General features: G+C 63.3%; 22 protein-coding genes. 9 read left to right on the forward strand and 13 right to left on the reverse strand.

What is annotated here, in order from left to right:
- Positions 1 to 50 precede the first annotated feature (50 nt).
- From glcF to XH80_RS24265, 3 genes are all read right to left on the reverse strand, one after another.
- Entirely contained in the window at positions 51 to 1,373 is a 1,323-nt protein-coding gene (gene glcF, locus XH80_RS24255) for a glycolate oxidase subunit GlcF (RefSeq protein WP_271600722.1), read from the reverse strand.
- Positions 1,370 to 2,605, reverse strand: a complete 1,236-nt coding sequence (locus XH80_RS24260) for an FAD-binding protein (protein WP_271600723.1) — start codon at positions 2,603 to 2,605, stop codon at positions 1,370 to 1,372. Before XH80_RS24260 ends, glcF begins: the two co-directional genes overlap by 4 nt.
- A gap of 65 nt (positions 2,606 to 2,670) precedes the next feature.
- Entirely contained in the window at positions 2,671 to 4,164 is a 1,494-nt protein-coding gene (locus XH80_RS24265) for an FAD-linked oxidase C-terminal domain-containing protein (RefSeq protein ID WP_271600724.1), read from the reverse strand.
- 227 nt (positions 4,165 to 4,391) lie between these two features.
- Between XH80_RS24265 and cycA the strand changes: the two genes are divergently transcribed.
- The gene (gene cycA / locus XH80_RS24270) at positions 4,392 to 4,787 is read left to right on the forward strand and encodes a cytochrome c-550 CycA (protein ID WP_057741831.1); all 396 of its coding nucleotides are present in this window, start codon (positions 4,392 to 4,394) and stop codon (positions 4,785 to 4,787) included.
- 18 nt (positions 4,788 to 4,805) lie between these two features.
- On the opposite strand, the gene XH80_RS24275 is transcribed toward cycA, so the two are convergent.
- A complete protein-coding gene (locus XH80_RS24275) occupies positions 4,806 to 5,762 on the reverse strand; it encodes an alpha/beta fold hydrolase (protein ID WP_271600725.1) in 957 nt (318 codons plus the stop codon).
- A gap of 329 nt (positions 5,763 to 6,091) precedes the next feature.
- Here XH80_RS24275 and XH80_RS24280 point away from each other — a divergent pair, with 329 nt between their 5' ends.
- Positions 6,092 to 6,274 (forward strand): hypothetical protein, encoded by a 183-nt coding sequence (locus XH80_RS24280; RefSeq protein ID WP_057741840.1) that lies wholly within the window; start codon positions 6,092 to 6,094, stop codon positions 6,272 to 6,274.
- A gap of 6 nt (positions 6,275 to 6,280) precedes the next feature.
- Here the strand turns inward: XH80_RS24280 and XH80_RS24285 are convergent, their stop codons facing one another.
- From XH80_RS24285 to ykgO, 3 genes are all read right to left on the reverse strand, one after another.
- On the reverse strand, positions 6,281 to 6,541 hold the full coding sequence (locus XH80_RS24285) for a hypothetical protein (RefSeq protein WP_220002451.1): 261 nt from the start codon (positions 6,539 to 6,541) through the stop codon (positions 6,281 to 6,283).
- Between the two features lie 125 nt (positions 6,542 to 6,666).
- Positions 6,667 to 7,305, reverse strand: a complete 639-nt coding sequence (locus tag XH80_RS24290) for a tetratricopeptide repeat protein (protein ID WP_271600726.1) — start codon at positions 7,303 to 7,305, stop codon at positions 6,667 to 6,669.
- Positions 7,306 to 7,423: 118 nt separating this feature from the next.
- A complete protein-coding gene (ykgO, locus tag XH80_RS24295; RefSeq protein ID WP_006611362.1) occupies positions 7,424 to 7,549 on the reverse strand; it encodes a type B 50S ribosomal protein L36 in 126 nt (41 codons plus the stop codon).
- A gap of 341 nt (positions 7,550 to 7,890) precedes the next feature.
- On the opposite strand from ykgO, the gene XH80_RS24300 reads away from it, so the two are divergent.
- Positions 7,891 to 8,775, forward strand: a complete 885-nt coding sequence (locus tag XH80_RS24300; protein ID WP_220002449.1) for an amidohydrolase family protein — start codon at positions 7,891 to 7,893, stop codon at positions 8,773 to 8,775.
- Positions 8,776 to 8,834: 59 nt separating this feature from the next.
- Here XH80_RS24300 and XH80_RS24305 read toward each other — a convergent pair whose 3' ends face one another.
- On the reverse strand, positions 8,835 to 9,182 hold the full coding sequence (locus tag XH80_RS24305; protein WP_271600727.1) for a MerR family transcriptional regulator: 348 nt from the start codon (positions 9,180 to 9,182) through the stop codon (positions 8,835 to 8,837).
- A gap of 84 nt (positions 9,183 to 9,266) precedes the next feature.
- Here XH80_RS24305 and XH80_RS24310 point away from each other — a divergent pair, with 84 nt between their 5' ends.
- Both XH80_RS24310 and XH80_RS43765 read left to right on the forward strand, forming a co-directional pair.
- A complete protein-coding gene (locus XH80_RS24310; RefSeq protein ID WP_271600728.1) occupies positions 9,267 to 10,277 on the forward strand; it encodes a zinc-dependent alcohol dehydrogenase family protein in 1,011 nt (336 codons plus the stop codon).
- A 146-nt stretch (positions 10,278 to 10,423) separates the two neighbouring features.
- Positions 10,424 to 10,606 carry a GFA family protein gene (locus XH80_RS43765; protein ID WP_333968843.1) on the forward strand — a complete coding sequence of 61 codons (183 nt, stop codon included), beginning with the start codon at positions 10,424 to 10,426 and terminating at the stop codon, positions 10,604 to 10,606.
- Positions 10,607 to 10,930: 324 nt separating this feature from the next.
- On the opposite strand, the gene XH80_RS24320 is transcribed toward XH80_RS43765, so the two are convergent.
- Both XH80_RS24320 and XH80_RS24325 read right to left on the reverse strand, forming a co-directional pair.
- Positions 10,931 to 11,632, reverse strand: coding sequence for an alpha/beta fold hydrolase (locus tag XH80_RS24320; RefSeq protein ID WP_271600729.1), 702 nt, complete (start codon positions 11,630 to 11,632; stop codon positions 10,931 to 10,933).
- Positions 11,633 to 11,786: 154 nt separating this feature from the next.
- Positions 11,787 to 12,116, reverse strand: coding sequence for a hypothetical protein (locus XH80_RS24325; RefSeq protein WP_271600730.1), 330 nt, complete (start codon positions 12,114 to 12,116; stop codon positions 11,787 to 11,789).
- Positions 12,117 to 12,382: 266 nt separating this feature from the next.
- Here XH80_RS24325 and XH80_RS24330 point away from each other — a divergent pair, with 266 nt between their 5' ends.
- Together XH80_RS24330 and XH80_RS24335 are read left to right on the forward strand one after the other, a co-directional pair.
- On the forward strand, positions 12,383 to 13,120 hold the full coding sequence (locus tag XH80_RS24330) for a haloacid dehalogenase type II (RefSeq protein ID WP_271600731.1): 738 nt from the start codon (positions 12,383 to 12,385) through the stop codon (positions 13,118 to 13,120).
- A 46-nt stretch (positions 13,121 to 13,166) separates the two neighbouring features.
- The gene (locus XH80_RS24335) at positions 13,167 to 13,634 is read left to right on the forward strand and encodes a YbaK/EbsC family protein (RefSeq protein WP_271600732.1); all 468 of its coding nucleotides are present in this window, start codon (positions 13,167 to 13,169) and stop codon (positions 13,632 to 13,634) included.
- Positions 13,635 to 13,655: 21 nt separating this feature from the next.
- On the opposite strand, the gene XH80_RS24340 is transcribed toward XH80_RS24335, so the two are convergent.
- Complete coding sequence (locus XH80_RS24340) at positions 13,656 to 13,904, reverse strand: hypothetical protein (protein ID WP_271600733.1); 249 nt, start codon at positions 13,902 to 13,904, stop codon at positions 13,656 to 13,658.
- 195 nt (positions 13,905 to 14,099) lie between these two features.
- On the opposite strand from XH80_RS24340, the gene XH80_RS24345 reads away from it, so the two are divergent.
- Positions 14,100 to 14,924 (forward strand): adenylate/guanylate cyclase domain-containing protein, encoded by an 825-nt coding sequence (locus XH80_RS24345; protein ID WP_271600734.1) that lies wholly within the window; start codon positions 14,100 to 14,102, stop codon positions 14,922 to 14,924.
- A gap of 6 nt (positions 14,925 to 14,930) precedes the next feature.
- On the opposite strand, the gene XH80_RS24350 is transcribed toward XH80_RS24345, so the two are convergent.
- Positions 14,931 to 15,275, reverse strand: coding sequence for a hypothetical protein (locus XH80_RS24350; protein ID WP_271600735.1), 345 nt, complete (start codon positions 15,273 to 15,275; stop codon positions 14,931 to 14,933).
- 97 nt (positions 15,276 to 15,372) lie between these two features.
- Entirely contained in the window at positions 15,373 to 16,359 is a 987-nt protein-coding gene (locus XH80_RS24355; protein ID WP_271600801.1) for a Bug family tripartite tricarboxylate transporter substrate binding protein, read from the reverse strand.
- A gap of 171 nt (positions 16,360 to 16,530) precedes the next feature.
- Here XH80_RS24355 and XH80_RS24360 point away from each other — a divergent pair, with 171 nt between their 5' ends.
- Positions 16,531 to 16,788, forward strand: a complete 258-nt coding sequence (locus XH80_RS24360) for a hypothetical protein (RefSeq protein WP_057741890.1) — start codon at positions 16,531 to 16,533, stop codon at positions 16,786 to 16,788.
- Positions 16,789 to 16,792: the final 4 nt, after the last annotated feature.

Consider the following 16,792-nt stretch of genomic DNA (forward strand, 5'->3'; position numbering starts at 1 on the left):
CCGAACTATGGTGGATCGGGCGCCTTCAGCCGTCACCTCGGGACGAAGGTTCAGCTCGACGCATTCAATGCCGGCCGCGACCCGCCCGTAGCCCAATCGAGAAGCTCAATCGTGTGTACGACCGGAACTGACGTGCCACCGGCAATCTGCACCATGCAGCCGATATTGCCTGCGGCAATCATGTCCGGCTTCACGCTTGCGATGTTGGCGACCTTGCGATCGCGCAACCTGCCCGCAAGCTCGGGCTGGAGAATGTTGTAAGTCCCCGCCGAACCGCAACACAAATGGCTCTCCGGCACATCTTTCACCACGAATCCATTCTTGGAAAGCAATTCTTTCGGAAGGCCCGTGATTTTCTGCCCGTGCTGCAACGAACATGCGGAGTGATAGGCGACGACGATGTTGTCCTGTTGCGTGCTCGGCGCAAGGCTGAGATCAGCGACATATTCGGTGATGTCTTTCGCAAGCGCGGACACCTTTGCCGCATCGGCTGCGAACACGGCGTCCTCGCGCAGCAGATAGCCGTAATCCTTGATGACGGTGCCGCAGCCGGACGTCGTCACCAGGATGGCATCGAGCCCCTCGCCCGCGGCCTCCCTGTGCCACGCCGCGACATTGGCGCGGGCGCGCGCCAGCGCATCCTCGTCGTCTCCGAGGTGATGGGTGAGCGCGCCGCAGCATTGCTCGTCCTTGACCAGGACGACCTCGATGCCGTGGCGGGTGAGAAGGCTGATGGCAGCCTGGTTGATGCGCGGCGCCAGCACCTGCTGGGCACAGCCCTGGAGCAGCGCGACCCGGCCCCGCTTCTTGCCGAGCGCCGCGAACACGCTGCCAGGAGGAGCACCCGGCGCCGGCAGCCGGCCGGGAGCCAACGCCAGCATCGCCTTGAGACGCTGGATCAGGCCTGGCGTGGCCGAAGGCCGCGGGGTCGGCAGGAAGACGGCAAGGGGCCGGGCCAGCTGTGCCAGCCGCATGCTGATGCGAAACCATCGCGGGTCCGGCAGGACGAAGGCCAGCAGGCGGCGCAACAGCCGCTCGGCGAGCGGGCGCTGATAGCGCTGCTCGATCCGGACCCGGGCCTGGTCGACGAGATGCATGTAGTTCACCCCGGACGGGCAGGTCGTCATACAAGCCAGGCACGACAGACAGCGATCGACATGCTTGACCACCTCTGGCGTCGGCGCCTGGTCCTTCTCCAGCATCTGCTTGATCAGATAGATGCGGCCGCGCGGGCTATCGAGTTCGTCGCCGAGCAGGACGTAGGTCGGACAGGTCGCGGTGCAGAAGCCGCAATGGACGCAGGCGCGCAAGATCTTGTCGGCTTCCGCGATGTCGGGGTCAGCAAGCTGGACGAGTGAGAATTCGGTCTTCATGCCGTAGCCCGCCTTAGGCGTCCCCGGTTCAGAATCGACTTCGGATCGAAGCTGGCGCGGACCCGTTCGCTCAACGCGGCGACGCCGGGCGCCTGCGGATGGAACACGTCGACGCTGCGCCTGACGTCCTCAACCGCCCGGATCAGCGTGGCATGCCCGCCGACTGCATCAACACGCTGGCGCACGGAGGGGGCATGCGCGTCGGCCTTCGGCGGCAGTGCCGCCCAGATCAGCCCGCCGCCCCAGTCATAGATCACATCGCCTCCGGTCTCGCGCGCCAATTGCGTGCCGAGCAGCGCCCCCGAGGCCGGCGGGCAGACGATCCGCCACACCGGCCAGGCGCCGAGCGCGCCGCTGGCAGCAAACGGCAGCACATCGCGGATGGCGGCCCACAGCACCGACGAGGCGGCATCCTCGATCAGGGTCGCCGCGCCGAACGGCGCCAGCAGCTCGCGCAACGATCCGGCCCGGTGAGTGGCGGAGGCCGTGATGCCCTCGAGCCGCAGCGCGGTCACCGCCTCGCCCTGGCCGGCGATATCGCCGAGCTCGTCGGTCCTGGTCCGCAGCGCCGATTTCGGCAGATGCGCGGCACCGGAGACGTCGTAGGGGGAGCCGAGGGCCACGGTCATCGCCTTGTTCGCGGCAGCATCGTCGAGGCCGCGGAGCAGCAGCGTCCGCTCCGCTTCCGGCTTCGGCATCACCTTCAGCGTCACTTCGGTCATAACGGACAGCGTGCCCCAGGAGCCCGCGAGGAGCTTGCAGAGGTCATAGCCGGTGACGTTTTTCACCACCCTGCCGCCGGTTTTAAAACTGTCGCCGAAGCCGGAGACGGCATGCGCCCCGAGGAGATGATCGCGCGCCCCGCCCGCCTTGATCCGGCGTGGGCCCGCAAGCCCTGCCGCGATCATGCCGCCGATGGTTCCTGAGACGGGCGTGCCGAGCAGCGGCGCGGTGTTAACAGGCTCAAATGCGAATTGCTGGTTCTTGGCGTCGATCAGCGACAGCACGTCCGCCAGCGGCGCACCGGCCTGGAGCGTGACGATCAATTCGTTCGGCTCGTAGGAGGTGACCGCATTCAGCGCGGAGACGTCGAGCACGGCATTGGTCGCCATCACATGGCCGATGCTGCGCTTGGAACCATGGCCAATGATCTCGAGCGGCTGCTCGTTGGCAATTGCCGCGCGCACCACCTCTTCGACGTCTTTGGCGTCTCTGACCTTGAGCGTATCCACGGGAGCAGGCGGTATCCAAGTTTAGGGCGGAAAGCAAATCTGGCGCATTGCAGCGACGATGAGCGCTAGAACCGCGGAATGTCCGGAAACGCCAGCTTGCCCGCGTGCACATGCATGCGGCCAAGCTCGGCACAGCGGTGCAGGGTCGGAAACACTTTTCCGGGATTGAGCAGGCCTTGCGCGTCGAAGGCGCATTTCAACCGTTGCTGCTGGTTGAGGTCGATCTCGGTGAACATGTCGCCCATGAGATCGCGCTTCTCGATGCCGACGCCGTGTTCGCCGGTGAGCACGCCGCCGAACTCGACGCAGGCGCGCAGGATGTCGGCGCCGAAGGCTTCGGCTCGCTCGATCTCACCGGGCTTGTTGGCATCGTAGAGGATCAGCGGATGCAGATTGCCGTCGCCGGCGTGGAACACGTTGGCGCAGCCGAGCTGGTATTTTTCGCCGAGCTCGCGGATGCGCGCCAGCGCCTTCGGCAGCGCGCCGCGCGGAATGGTACCGTCCATGCAGAGATAATCGGGCGAGATGCGGCCGACTGCGGGGAACGCGGCCTTGCGGCCGGCCCAGAACAGGTTGCGCTCGGCCTCCGAGGTCGAGATCTGGCAGGTGGTCGAGCCACAGGCATTTGCGATGGTCTCGACGCGCGTGATCAACTCGTCGACCTCGATCTTGGGACCGTCGAGCTCGATGATCAGCAGCGCCTCCACATCCAGCGGATAGCCGGCATGGACGAAGGCCTCCGCGGCGTGGATCGCCGGCTTGTCCATCATCTCCATGCCGCCGGGAATGATGCCGGCGCCGATGATGCGCGCCACGCATTCTCCGGCCGCCTCGACCTCGGCGAAGCCGACCATCAGCGCGCGCGCCGTCTCCGGCTTTTGCAGGATGCGCACGGTGATCTCGGTGATGACGCCGAGCAGGCCCTCCGAGCCGGTGATGACGCCCATCAGATCATAGCCGGAATTCTCGCACCCCTTGCCGCCGATGCGCAGGATCTCGCCGCTCATCAGGACAATCTCGCAACCGAGCACGTTGTTGGTGGTCATGCCGTATTTCAGGCAATGCACGCCGCCGGAATTTTCCGCGACATTGCCACCGATCGAGCAGGCGATCTGCGAGGACGGATCTGGCGCATAGTAGAAGCCGGCATGCGCGACGGCCTGGCTGATGGCGAGATTGGTGACGCCTGGCTCGGTGACGACGACACGGTTGTCGAAATCGATCTCGCGGATGCGCTTGAACTTGCCGAGGCCGAGCAGCACGCCGTCCTCGAGCGGCAGCGCGCCGCCCGATAGCGACGTGCCCGAGCCGCGCGGCACCACCTTGATGCCATGGGCGGCACAATATTTCAGAACGAGCGAGACCTGCTCGGTCGTATCGGGCAGCACCACGACCATCGGCGGCTGCCGGTAGGCGGTCAGCCCGTCGGATTCATAGGCCCGCATCTCGGCAGGCGTATCGATCACGCCCTCGCCGGGCACGATTGCGCGCAAGGCGGCGACGATCTCCCTGCGGCGCGCCAGCACCGCCTGATCGCTCGCGGGCATCATGATGGCCATGTTGCAAACCTTCTTCGGGCATTGGAATTTGTTCCGGCAAATCAATCATGTCTGCCCACGTTTGGGTAGGGTCCTCCGAAGGTCGCATTGCTTTGTCGCAACGCAAGTTCTCTCTGAGGCAAGTCTGCTATCAGGAAACCTGTCAGGGTTTGGCGGCTTGTCCACGTGCATCGGACCTGCCAAAAACCACGATCCCCCCCTCTGACCCCGGGAAGAGACGAAGAGCTATGAAAAAATTGACTTTCGGCGCGTTGGTTGCCCTTGCCATGACTGCCTCAGCCTCCACCGCGATGGCGCAGGATGTCGCGGCCGGCAAATCGTCGTTCAACAAGTGTCTGGCCTGCCACGCCATCGGCGAAGGCGCCAAGAACAAGGTCGGCCCCGAGCTCAACGGCCTCGACGGCCGCAAGTCCGGCACCGCGCCCGACTACAATTATTCCGATGCGAACAAGAATTCCGGCATCACCTGGAACGAGGCGCAGTTCAAGGAATACATCAAGGATCCGAAGGCCAAGATCCCCGGCACCAAGATGGCGTTCGCCGGCATCAAGAACGAAACCGAGATCAACAATCTCTGGTCCTTCATCTCCCAGTTCGACAAGGACGGAAAGGTCAAGCAGTAGGCGGACATACGGCGGCCGCTAATCGGCGGCCGCCTGCGCCGGGGCAATGCGACCGATCATCGTCTCGATCTCGGTCTTCACCAGATCCGGCACGGCATTCTGCACCATGTGGCCGAGATCTGGCAGCACGATCAGCTTTGCATTTGCGACCGTCGCTGCGAAAGGGCGCGCGTGGACGTCGGTCCTCACCGTCTTGTCGGGCGCGCCTGCGATGATCGTGACCGGCACTCTGATCTCGCCGTAGCGCGGAGCCTGCGCGGCCACCGATTCCTTGAGCGTCACCAGATCATAGGCATTGGCGATGAATTCGCGCGGCCGCAGCAATAGCGGCGTCGCGGACTCCTTCACGAATCCATCAGGCATCGTCTGCGGCAAGAAGACGTTGCGTGCGCCCGATTCGGTGACGAACAAGCCCAGCGGCAGCGTGATGGTGGAGGCGAGCAGCGGGCCGATGACAGGTGTTGCGATGATCTCGTTGTAGCGGCCGACGCCGCCGCGCCAGGGATGGGTCACCGGTGCCAGCATGACGAGACCGGCGACGCGGCTTGCATGATCGAGCGCCAGCCGCGCGCCCAGCGCACCACTCCAGGAATGCACGACGAAAACGGCGCGATCGATTCCGAGCTTGCCAAGCGCCTCGTCGATCATCCGCGCCTGAATCTGAGGCGTCGAATCCTGCCGTCGCGCACGCGTGCTCCAGCCGTGCCCGGGCCGGTCGATCAGGATGACGCGATGATCCCTGGCGAGCATGTCGCCGAGCGGTCGCCGCATCACTTCGAGATTGGAGCTTGCTCCGTGCAGCATGACGATCGGCAATCCCGCATCGCGCGGGCCGATGTCGACGACGTGCAGCGTTGCACCCTCGACCTCGATCATCCGGCCCTGCGGCGGAAAGGAGCGTTGCACCAGGACGATTCCGGCCTGCGTGACCAGCGCGAGCAGGGCCAGCGCCGTCACGGCTGATAAAACGATCATGAGGACAGTCCGGACGATCCTGGGCACATGGCAGTTACGAATGACGCAGACGGCAGTTTCGCGCGGGGAGGCTCAGGGCTTCCACCGGAAATGCTGCCCTGTGGATATGTGCATAATTGCCGGACTAAAAAATACAATAAAATCAATGCTGCAGCTGGATGACACACAAGCCTCCGACCAGCTTCATGCCGTCGTCATCGCGCCGTCCTTACAATCGCCACGGTCGGTTCCGCCATCTAGACGCGGATGGGCGCCGATCCCTCCTCGCATCCTCAAGGGATGCAGGAAAGACCGGCAAGATTGTCCTGGTTTGAACCGGAGGATTTTCGATGAGCTTCAGATCGAATGACACTGCAATCGACGAGATCGTCGCAAGCTGCAACGGCGATCTGCGCGGTGCGGTGCGGGCGCTGCTGCTTATCAACGAGCATCTCGAGACCGAACTCGCCAAGGCCTACGCTGCGGCGGCCGATCGCGGTTTCGCCGAGCGCGGCACCAACGTCCTGCACTAGCCCAGGCTAGCCGGCGCCGTCCTCGGCCTTTTGCTCGTCTGGCGTGAGCACGGGACAGGCGCGGATGGTCGAGCGCGCGAGCTTGGCGTCGTCCTTGGATTTGTAGGGACCGTCGCCGAACCAGATGTCGCCGTAGATGACCGGATTGCTGGTCACGATGTTGCATTTGCCGGTGGCGCGATTGCCGACCACCCAGAACAGCCCGTTGGCGAGGCTGATCGTTCCCGACGCCAACAGCAAGCTACAAGCAAAGATCAAGCGCTTCATGGCTGTGCTCCCTGCCATGCAGGTAAACCTGCGGCACCGCCGGCAATAGTCCTTGCGACACTGCGCTTGCGATCGTGGTTAATCTCCACGCGCCGCAACCGCTCGAAAGATGATCGAAATATCGGCTAGATGTCGCGGCCTTCGACCTTCTCGGTCAAGGCCTTTACCTGTTCAGGGATCTTCTCCAGGTGCGGATTGACGGCGAGCGCCTTGCGATAGGCCTCGAGCGCGCGTTTCTCGTCACCGACGTCCTGCATGATCATGCCGAGGCCTGCGAGCGCACCGAAATGGCGGGGCTCGCGGGTCAGCACCTCGCGGATGTCGGCGAGCGAGCGGGCATAGTCGTTCTGCATGTAATAGAGCGTGGCGCGACGATTCCAGGCTTCGATGTAGTCGGGCCGGAGCTTGACGACGGAATCGAGCAGCTTGATCGCGACGTCGATCTTCTGCGCATCGACCGCCGCCTTGGCCCGCGCCATCAAAAGCGCGGCGGTGTCGCTGGGGGTCTGCAGCCAGATCGCCCAGATCCGCGCCTCGACATGCTTGGCGCTGACCTCATCAGGCGCGGCCTTGAGCGCGCCGAACAGGAAATCGAGATTCTTGGTGCGGTCGGCCTTGGGCAGCTTGGCCGGCGCCTCGGGCAGCTTCTTCTGCTGCTTCGCCGGCGGGGCCGCATCATTCTGCGCCAGCGCCGGCGCGAGGCCGGCAGTGCCGAGAACCAGGGCCAGCCACAGCGTGCGCGCGAAAGGGAATCTCACGGTCATGGTGAAAGTGTAAACGCGCACAGCCGCCCTTGCAAAGCAAAGGCGGCGTCAAACTCGCGTGAGACCGTGGTCTTGCGGGGGCGCGCGGGGCGACCGCCGGGCAATCAGCCTTTGCTGATCAGCCTTGGCGAGCCTTGAAGCGGCGCTGCACCTTGTTGATCACATAGACCCGGCCCTTGCGGCGGACCAGGCGGTTGGCGCGATGGCGACCGCGCAGCGACTTCAGCGAGTTACGGACCTTCATGGCAGAATCCTGGACGTTCGAAAGGCCGTGTTCGGCACTACCGTTTCGGCACGCGCGAATGTGGCAAAATGAGATCTTTCCCGCTGGCGGACCGGCCGCCCGGGACGGGGCGGTTCTTAAGGCATGGCGGGAGGTCATGTCAATGTTAACTGGCCGGTTCCCAACGACCAAATCGCGAAAACAACCCCATGCACAGTAGAAGCGGCCGGATCGGCCCGATTCTATCCAGCCGCGGCGAGACCCTGCAAAGATCTTCGCGGGCCGGCGATTTCCCGCCGGCGACGCCTTGCCAAATTCGTTATATTCTATAATCAATTTGGCAACCCGTCGGGAGGACACAAATGCCCAAGCTGAAGCTGCCTGATATCGACAAGGTCATCGCCATCGACATCCACACCCATGCCGAGGAGCCCTGCGGCACCCATCCCGACGACGGCTATGACGATTTCCAGGCCCAGATGGCGGAGTATTTCAAGTCGCCGCACAAGCATCCGCCGACCGTGCCGGAGACCGCGGCCTATTACCGCTCCAAGAACATCGCCGCGGTGATCTTCCCCGTCGATGCCGAGCGCGAGACCGGCTTTCGCCGCTACAAGAACGAGGAGATGCTGGAGATCGCCTCCGACCATCTCGACGTCCTGATCCCGTTCGTCTCGATCGACCCGCACAAGGGCAAGTTAGGGGTGCGTGAGGCGCGCAAGCTGATCGAGGAATACGGCGTGCGCGGCTTCAAATTCCATCCGACCATGCAGGGCTTCTACGCCAACGACCGCATGGCCTATCCGCTCTATGAAGAGATCAACAATGGCGGCGCGATCGCGCTGTTTCACACCGGCCAGACCGGCGTCGGCTCGGGCATGCCGGGCGGCATGGGCATGCGGCTGAAATATTCCAACCCGATGTACATGGACGACGTCGCGGCTGATTTCCCCGACCTCAAGATCATCCTCGCCCACCCCTCCTTCCCCTGGCAGGAAGAGGCGCTCTCGGTCGCGACCCACAAGCCGAACGTCTATATCGACCTCTCCGGCTGGTCGCCGAAGTATTTCCCGCCGATCCTGGTGCGCTACATCAACTCGATCCTGCAGGACAAGATGCTGTTCGGCTCGGACTGGCCTGTGATCACGCCGGACCGCTGGCTGTCCGACTTCGCCAAGATCGACATCCGCGACGACATCAGGCCGAAGGTGCTGAAGGCCAACGCGCGCAAGATTTTGGGGATCTAAGGCGCGACCTCACGACGTCCGCCCATTGCCCGAGAGCGGACGTCGGCGTGTCAGCGTGATCAGTTCACGCTCGCCAGATAGCCGGCCAGAATTGTCCGGCTTTGGCTGAGCGTCTCGATTCGTTCGTCAATCAGGCCGACCTGCTGAGCGAGTATTCTTCGCAGCTCGTTGCACGGCGTGAAGGCCGGGTCGTTGTTGCGCACACATGGAAGCAGCTGCTGGATCGTCTCAAGCGTCATCCCGGCTGCGCCAAGCATCTTGATCCGCCGCACCGTCTCCTCTTCCGCCGGACCATAATCGCGATAACCGGAGCCGGTCCGCTGCGGCGCTAGCAGCCCTTCGGCCTCGTAATATCGCAACATCCGCACACTGACCCCAGTCCGCCGTGAGAGTTCGCCAATTTTCATTTGAAAACCTCTTGACCCTGACAGTGCTGTCAGACCCTACAGACTGTGCCCATCCAAGTCATGCCACTTGTGAAGGGTGCAACGATGAAAGCCTACCATTTGAATGGCCATGCAGGTGCTGGCCGCCTCGTACGCGTCGATCTCGGCAAACCTGAACCCGCCGACGGAGAGGTTCGCATCCGCGTCGAAGCGGCCAGTCTCAACTACCGAGACCTGATCACCCTCGACCGTGCAGGACAAACCGGGCTCAACGGCCGCGTGCCGCTCTCCGACGGTGCGGGCATCGTTGACGCAATTGGTTCTAACGTCGTGCAATGGCAGGTCGGCGATCGCGTTGCTGCGTCATTCTTTCGCGATTGGGTCTCGGGGCCATTCAAGTCCAGCTACGTTTCGTCGTCCCTCGGTGGCACCTCGACGGACGGAATGCTCGCAGAATATGTCGTGCTGCCTGCGACCGCGCTCGTCGCCGTGCCGCCGCATCTGTCCTCGGTCGAGGCGGCGACATTGCCCTGTGCCGGCGTTACGGTCTGGCACGGCCTGATCACACGCGGCGGGATGCGCAAAGGCGACACGCTGCTTGTCCAGGGAACTGGTGGGGTTGCACTGTTCGGCCTTCAATTCGCGACGGCGCTCGGCGCACGCGCAATCGTGATCTCGTCCTCGGACGAGAAACTCGCCCGCGCCAGGATGCTGGGCGGCTCGATCCTCATCAACTACCGCGACACGCCCGACTGGGACGCCGCTGTGATGAAAGCCACTGATGGCGAAGGTGCTAGTCACATTCTCGAACTTGGCGGCCCCGGTACCTATGACCGGTCGCTTCGCTCCGTCGCGTCGGGCGGCAAGATCATCCAGATTGGCGTCTTGACCGGGTTCGGCCCGAAACCAGACCTCGCCCGCCTGCAATGGGAGAACGCCGACATCATTGGTGTCACCGTTGGATCGGCCGAACATTTGGTGGCGATGAACAGCTTCCTGACCGGCCATGCGATCCACCCGATCGTGGATCGCGTCTTTGGTTTCGCGGAAGTCCCAGAAGCCTATGCTCGCCTGCGGAGCGGCTCGCATTTCGGCAAGGTCGTCGTAGAGTTCTAGAGGCCAAGGCGGGCTTGCTCCACCTTTTCCGCTTGCCTGCGCTCGCTCGTTCAGCATCGAGGCCGATCGCCGATTGAACGCCGCCGGCAACAAAATGGGCCGCGGCACGTTAGCTCCGTAGCACGGTTTGCCCGAGCGGAGTGTTCATGGCTACCGAGATCATCAGGGCAGGCGGATGCCTGTGCGGAGACGTCCGCTATTCCGTGAGAGGCGATCCCTTCAAGAGCGGGCTCTGTCATTGCGCCGATTGCCGCAAGGTGACGGGCTCGGCTTTTCTTGCCTACGCCGATTGGCGACCGGCGCAATTTGAATATAGCGGCAAGGTATAGACGTATCGGGGACGAAGCTTTTGTCCGAATTGCGGATCTCGCCTGTTCAGCCGGAACGAACGGCAAGTCGAGATATACATCGGCACCCTGGACAGCGTCCCCAGCGGCATTGCTCCGATCGACGAAGGTTGGATCATCCGGCGCGAGCCATGGCAGCCTCCGATCGAAGCAGCGTCACAACATGAGAAGGACGTGCCTCCTCACTCTGAATAGGTCCAACAACTGCTGGAGGCTCCGTTCGTCAGGCGATGGGTTTCGCAAGGGCTCAACCCATCCTACGGACTCGCCCATGCCAAGGACGCTCGGCAAGTACACGCGCTTCGATCAGCCTTCTTGAACGGCAGCTGCCGCCTTGCGGATGACGTCGATCACGACGTCGGGCTGGGAGAGCATCGGCACGTGGCTGCTTGCCACCTCGGTGACCGTCGCGCCCATGCGCTTGGAGACCCAGCGTTGCAGGTCGGGATGCACGGTGTGGTCCTGCGTCGCGAGGATGTACCAGCTTGGCTTTGACCTCCACGCGACCTTCTCTGCGCTCAGCTTCTGCTGCTGGAACAGATCGGCGACGGGCGCATAATGCGTGGCCCATACCAGCTTCTGCTCGGCCTCGGAAAGGTCTCCGGCAAAGAACTCGGTGCCGTTCGGCAGCATCCAGGCACGTCCGTCCGCGACCTCGACGCGCGAGAAGATGTCCGACGGATATTTGTTGAGCTGGTCTTGCACGGTTTCGCCCGCATCGGGGGCCACCGCTGCGATATAGACGAGGCCAACCACGCGGGGATCAGTGCCGGCGCCGGTGATAGTGGCTCCGCCATAGGAATGACCGACGAGCAGGACCGGGCTGCCGACGCGGTTGAGCGTGCGCTTCACCGTCGCAAGGTCTTCTTCATAGGAGTCCAGACCATATTGGACGGCGATGACCTCGTGGCCATCGGCCTGCAACGCAGGAATGACCTTGCTGAAGCACGAGCCGTCAGCCCAGATACCGTGACAAAAGACGATTGTCGGCTTCGATGTGACGGACATGGGCACCCCCTGGGGAGTCGCGATTGCAGCCCAATTCTGTCGAAGTGACGCAGCTGCGTCTTTCGAAATCACCCGAATCGACAGAAAGGAGACGCCTCAAACCGCGTCTCCTTTAGCGAGCGAAACGTCACGGCGTGCGACGCCATCGGTGCCGCTAAGGTCGCGGCGTTGGCTGCGGCGAGGGTGTCGCGGCAGGCTGCTGCGACGCCGGAGCAGAAGGTTGCTGTTGCGGTGCTGCTGTGACCGGCAACGAATCGCCGCCGCCGTGCGGGACGCACGTCCCTACATTGCTGAGCAGCCGTTTGGCCTCGATATCGCGGGCTTTCTTGTAGTCGCTGCGGCGGTCGATCCTTGCCGCAGCCGTGCGATCCCAGGCATCGAACGCGTCAGCATAGTGCTGCCGCATCTGCTCCTCAGCGGAAAGGCAATCACTGAACTTGTCGAACACCAGATCGGTGTTGACGGGTGAGATGCCGCCGACCAAGACGACCAACATCCATTTCATCGCGCCAGCCTACGTTCGTGCCCGCTAACGGGAACGAAGAGGCACCGGCAAAGTTCCGAAAGGGAGCCCAGGTGCTGACGATATGCGCGCGGGCCTATTCATCTTCTAGTGCGTACGAATCTCATGGGATGGCTGGATCGCAATCCCCTTGCAGTGGCCAAGCTCCGCTGTCCTTTGGTAAGCTGACGATACACGCACTCTCCCAAGCGGGATTGTTGTGACCACACCGCCCGAAAGGACAGCCCATGAGCATCAAAGCCGTCGTGTTCGACGCCTACGGGACGCTCTACGACATCCAGTCGGTCGCTGACATCACCGAAGAGGCCTTTCCCGGCTATGGCGAGATCATCACGCAGGTCTGGCGGATCAAGCAGCTCGAATACACCTGGCTGCGCTCACTGATGCGGCGCTATCGGGATTTTGCCGCCGTGACACGCGACTCGCTGGCTTATACGCTCCGCATGCTTGGGCTCGCTTATGACAACGAGGCCTTTGAGCGCGTCATCGAGAAATATCTGCATCTCGATCTCTATCCGGACGCGACCAGCGCACTCACCGCCTTGAAGCCGCGAAAGCTTGCCATCCTCTCCAACGGCAGCCCGGACATGCTGAACGCCCTGGTTCGCAATTCCGGGCTCGACCGCCTGCTCGATGCCACCATCAGTGTCGACGCGAGGAAGATCTTCAAGCCGAGCCCGGAGGCCTATGAGTTGATCGGCGAGGTGCTCGGCACCGGGCCTTCCGAGGTGCTGTTCGTCTCCTCCAATCCCTGGGACGTCGCCGGCGCCAAGTCATTCGGGCTGAACGTCGCCTGGATCGAGCTGATAACGCCGGAGGCCATGGCACTGGCTTGCGTCGAGACCGAACTCGTGGCACCGCTGACAATGTTCAAGGCGATCCGCACCCAGATGGACGAGCTCGGCTTTGCGCCTGACTATCTGATGCGTTCGCTGTCGGACCTGCCCGGGATCATCAAGGGATGACCCGGACATTGCCGCCCGCCCGTAAGTCCTCGATGAGCCCATTGGAATGAGCCTTCAATCCGTTCGCGCCTTCTTCGCCGAGAAAGCCCCCGATATCTCTGTCATGGAATCCCCGATCAGCTCGGCGACGGTGGCGCTGGCCGCCGAAGCCTATGGCGTCGAGCCCGGCATGATCGCCAAGACGCTGTCCTTGCGCATCGGCGAGCGTGTGATCCTGATCGTCGCCGCCGGCACCTCGCGCATGGACAACAGGAAGGTGAAGGCGCAGTTCGGCGGCAAGCCGAAGATGCTGGGGCTGGAAGAGGTCGCCGACATCACCGGCCACGAGGTCGGCGGCGTCTGCCCGTTCGGGCTGAAATCACCGCTGCCGGTCTATTGTGACATCTCGTTGAAGGCATACGAATTGGTGGTGCCGGCCGCGGGCTCGACCCACAGCGCCGTCCGCATCACGCCGGAACGGATGGCCGAGCTGACCGCCGCTGAATGGGTCGATGTCTGCGAGGTCAGGCCGTAACGCGCCGCGCGGATCTCACATCTAGCCACCCCAGCCGCAATAGGGCCGGCAGCGATAGCCTGCACGATGCCAATGGCCCCAGTGCCAGCCGAAACGCGCCTGCACCAGGTCGCTCTCCTGCACCATCGGCCTGGCGGCTCCGGACAAAGGCGTGACTGGAGCTGCCATTGCAGGTGCGCCGAGCAACAGCGCGCCAATCACGAAAGATGCGGCAGGAATTCCGGTCTTGAATTTGGTCTTGAATTTGGTCTTGGATTTGGTCTCGGACATGACATTCCTCCGATCCACAGCTTGCGACCGCAATCAACCTGGCAGAGGGCAATTCGTTGCACTGACATGACGGTTTCGGGACGGGACGGCCGGTCTGTGAACCGTGATGGCGCAAGATGCAATGCCTGATGCATTTGCCGGTCAGCTCGGAAAACCGCTGCACGGTTTTCCGGATCATGCTCTAATGTGGGGACCATGCCCGACGACAAGGTGAAACGACGACTGACCACCGTGCTGTGCGCTGACGTGTACGGCTATTCCCGACTCATGGAAGCGGACGAGGCCGGAACGCTGGAGGCGCTGCGCCGCTCCCGCGCGGCCATCGCCCGACTGGTCGAGCGCCATGACGGCCGCATCGTGAATACCTGGGGCGATGCCGTGATCGCCGAGTTCGCCAGCGTGGTCGAGGCCGTGCAAAGCGCGATCGAGATTCAGCAGGAAATATCCGATCAGGAATCGGTCGCGCCGCAAGCGAGCTCGATGCGGTTTCGCATCGGCATCAATCTCGGCGACGTGATGGTGGATGGCACCAACATCTATGGTGACGGGGTCAATATCGCATCGCGGCTGCAGGAGCTCGCTGACCCCGGCGGGGTCGTGATCTCGAGCTCCGTCTACGACCAGGTGCACAACAAATTATCCGTTGGCTTCGACTGTCTAGGCCAGCGCCCGATGAAGAACATCGCGCCCCTGACCAGCTATCGGCTGACCCTGGGCGGCCAGGCCGCCGGGCAAGCCGGCCTCCCCTTGCAGGAAAACCGGACTCCATCACAGAGCGCGCGCGCTCCGGGGATCGACGACAGGCGCGAGCCATCATCGTCCACGAATGCCGTTTCGGATTGGCTGGGAAGGCTGCCGCGGCCGGTCGCCGTGGCGCTAACCGTCTCGGCCTTCCTGATCACGATCAATCTGTTCACCGGCGCGCATAAGATCTGGTTCCATTGGCCCGTCGCGATCATCCTGCTCGGCGCCGCCTTGCGGACGGTGCTCGGACGTCGACCGGAACGGGACAGAAGCTAGGCAGCGCTAATCATTGTCATAGGGCCGTGGCTGCACCTGCTGAGGGGGCGGCGCATTGTCATAGCGCGGCGGCGGCGCTGCCCGATTGCGCGGGACTTGCTGTTGCGGCGGCATCTGATTGTTGGACTGGAACACAGCGCGGCAGCCGCTGGAAAGTTGCGGCGTGTTCTGTCGCAGGCAAGCGGTGATGCGGCTCACATCCGGAATCTGGTCGCTGCACAGCCGCCAGACGTCGGGCGTGCAGGCCATCTGCTGCTCCAGGGTTCCACGATATTCTTCAGCGGAGGCTGCGCCCTGTGCGACGATGCCAATCGCTAGCGCCACACCCAGCGCAATCCGCTCTTCTCGCATGGTTCCAATCCCTTCCAAACTCGCTCGATTTGTTTTCAATCAATGAGGCGCGGACAGGTTCTGGACCAACAACAAAATGTGAGGAAGGGGCTGGAACCTATTCCACCCTGCCAATCTTCTTCACCGCCGCGATCAGCCGTGCGCTGTCGGTTGCGACGAACTTGGCGAACTCGGGCGCATCCTGATACGCGACGAGGCTGCCCGAGGCGTCGAACGTTTTGAGCACGTCCGGGCTCGTCATCACCTGCGCCATCGCTTCGCGCAAGCGGCTCGCGACCGGTGCGGGGAGCGCGCTCTGTGCGAACAGCCCGGCCCAGATGTACATCTCGACATCCTTGTAACCCAACTCCTGAAAGGTCGGCACGTCGGGGAAGCTCGCGATGCGATGCGCACCGCAATTGCCGAGCACGCGCAGCTTGCCGTCGTCGACCTGCGGCTTCAGCGTGCCCGGCGCCGCCGCGATCGCCTGCACGGTACCACTGAGCAGCGCAGTCAGCGCCGGCCCTGCGCCGCGGAACGGCACATGCAGCAATTTGATGTCGGCGCTGTTTGCGAACATCTCCATCGCCACATGCAGCGTGCCATAGGGACCGGACGAACCATAAGTGATCTGGCCGGGGCGTTTCTTCGCGTCCGCGACGAATTCCTGCGCCGTCTTCCATGGCGCCGAAGTCGGCACCGCAAGCAGCGTCGGATCGGCCAGCACGCGCGCGATCGGCATGAACTGCGACATTTCGTAGGCAACGGGGCGGTCGAACAGCCGGTCGGCCTCGGGCAACACCGCGAGCGAGGACAATGTCATCAGCAGGGTGTAGCCATCGGGCTCGGCGCGCGCGGCCGCGGCATTGCCGACCGATCCGCCGGCGCCGCCGGCACGGTTGTCGACGATGACGGACTTGCCGAGGATCCGCTCCAGCGCCTGCGCGACGGGACGCGCGGCGAGATCGGCCTGGCCGCCGGCGGGGAATGGCACGATCATGGTGATGTTGCGAACGGGGTAGGTTTGCGCGAAGGCCGGCGCCGGTAACGCGGCCCGCAACATTGGCAATGCGGCAACGGCGCGCAAGACGTCACGTCGATCCATGCGTCGATTCATGGCAGCCCCCTCCCGTTGTTTTCTTGTTTCGCTCCCAGCCTAGCGTCACAGGCCGCAAGAACAAGTCGTTTACGAAGTGTTAGCCATGTTCGGCCTCGTCCGGAACGCATCCCTCCCCCCTCCGTTGCCCCAGCAGGGAGTGTGAGGAGGGAACGTGCCGTGGGAAAACTTGCGACCATTGACCTCGCCCTGGACGAGATGCTGGTGAACCTGGCGGCGATCGTCCTGCGGCTTTCAAAGCCCGAGATAACGCGAACGCCGGAAGCCCGCCGCGCCCTGACGCAATCGGTGCACCAATACGCGGTGTGCGCCGCGCGCTCGACCGACCCGCGCGTGCATGAATTGAAGACGCAGTTGGAGAACACGATCAAGCCGAGCCTGCGCATCGTCGCGATCGATGGCGTGAAGGTGTCGTAGTGAG

It is taken from the genome of Bradyrhizobium sp. CCBAU 45384, from assembly GCF_028128665.1.
In the GTDB taxonomy this organism is placed as follows: domain Bacteria; phylum Pseudomonadota; class Alphaproteobacteria; order Rhizobiales; family Xanthobacteraceae; genus Bradyrhizobium; species Bradyrhizobium manausense.

Bases quoted from the DNA above. Each gene is read 5' to 3' on its own strand.
- glcF (WP_271600722.1), bottom strand. From the start codon at position 1,373: ATGAAGACCGAATTCTCACTCGTCCAGCTTGCTGACCCCGACATCGCG.
- XH80_RS24265 (WP_271600724.1), bottom strand. From the start codon at position 4,164: ATGGCCATCATGATGCCCGCGAGCGATCAGGCGGTGCTGGCGCGCCGC.
- cycA (WP_057741831.1), top strand. From the start codon at position 4,392: ATGAAAAAATTGACTTTCGGCGCGTTGGTTGCCCTTGCCATGACTGCC.
- XH80_RS24275 (WP_271600725.1), bottom strand. From the start codon at position 5,762: ATGATCGTTTTATCAGCCGTGACGGCGCTGGCCCTGCTCGCGCTGGTC.
- XH80_RS24280 (WP_057741840.1), top strand. From the start codon at position 6,092: ATGAGCTTCAGATCGAATGACACTGCAATCGACGAGATCGTCGCAAGC.
- XH80_RS24285 (WP_220002451.1), bottom strand. From the start codon at position 6,541: ATGAAGCGCTTGATCTTTGCTTGTAGCTTGCTGTTGGCGTCGGGAACG.
- XH80_RS24290 (WP_271600726.1), bottom strand. From the start codon at position 7,305: ATGACCGTGAGATTCCCTTTCGCGCGCACGCTGTGGCTGGCCCTGGTT.
- ykgO (WP_006611362.1), bottom strand. From the start codon at position 7,549: ATGAAGGTCCGTAACTCGCTGAAGTCGCTGCGCGGTCGCCATCGCGCC.
- XH80_RS24300 (WP_220002449.1), top strand. From the start codon at position 7,891: ATGCCCAAGCTGAAGCTGCCTGATATCGACAAGGTCATCGCCATCGAC.
- XH80_RS24305 (WP_271600727.1), bottom strand. From the start codon at position 9,182: ATGAAAATTGGCGAACTCTCACGGCGGACTGGGGTCAGTGTGCGGATG.
- XH80_RS24310 (WP_271600728.1), top strand. From the start codon at position 9,267: ATGAAAGCCTACCATTTGAATGGCCATGCAGGTGCTGGCCGCCTCGTA.
- XH80_RS43765 (WP_333968843.1), top strand. From the start codon at position 10,424: ATGGCTACCGAGATCATCAGGGCAGGCGGATGCCTGTGCGGAGACGTC.
- XH80_RS24320 (WP_271600729.1), bottom strand. From the start codon at position 11,632: ATGTCCGTCACATCGAAGCCGACAATCGTCTTTTGTCACGGTATCTGG.
- XH80_RS24330 (WP_271600731.1), top strand. From the start codon at position 12,383: ATGAGCATCAAAGCCGTCGTGTTCGACGCCTACGGGACGCTCTACGAC.
- XH80_RS24335 (WP_271600732.1), top strand. From the start codon at position 13,167: ATGAGCCTTCAATCCGTTCGCGCCTTCTTCGCCGAGAAAGCCCCCGAT.
- XH80_RS24340 (WP_271600733.1), bottom strand. From the start codon at position 13,904: ATGTCCGAGACCAAATCCAAGACCAAATTCAAGACCAAATTCAAGACC.
- XH80_RS24345 (WP_271600734.1), top strand. From the start codon at position 14,100: ATGCCCGACGACAAGGTGAAACGACGACTGACCACCGTGCTGTGCGCT.
- XH80_RS24350 (WP_271600735.1), bottom strand. From the start codon at position 15,275: ATGCGAGAAGAGCGGATTGCGCTGGGTGTGGCGCTAGCGATTGGCATC.
- XH80_RS24355 (WP_271600801.1), bottom strand. From the start codon at position 16,359: ATGGATCGACGTGACGTCTTGCGCGCCGTTGCCGCATTGCCAATGTTG.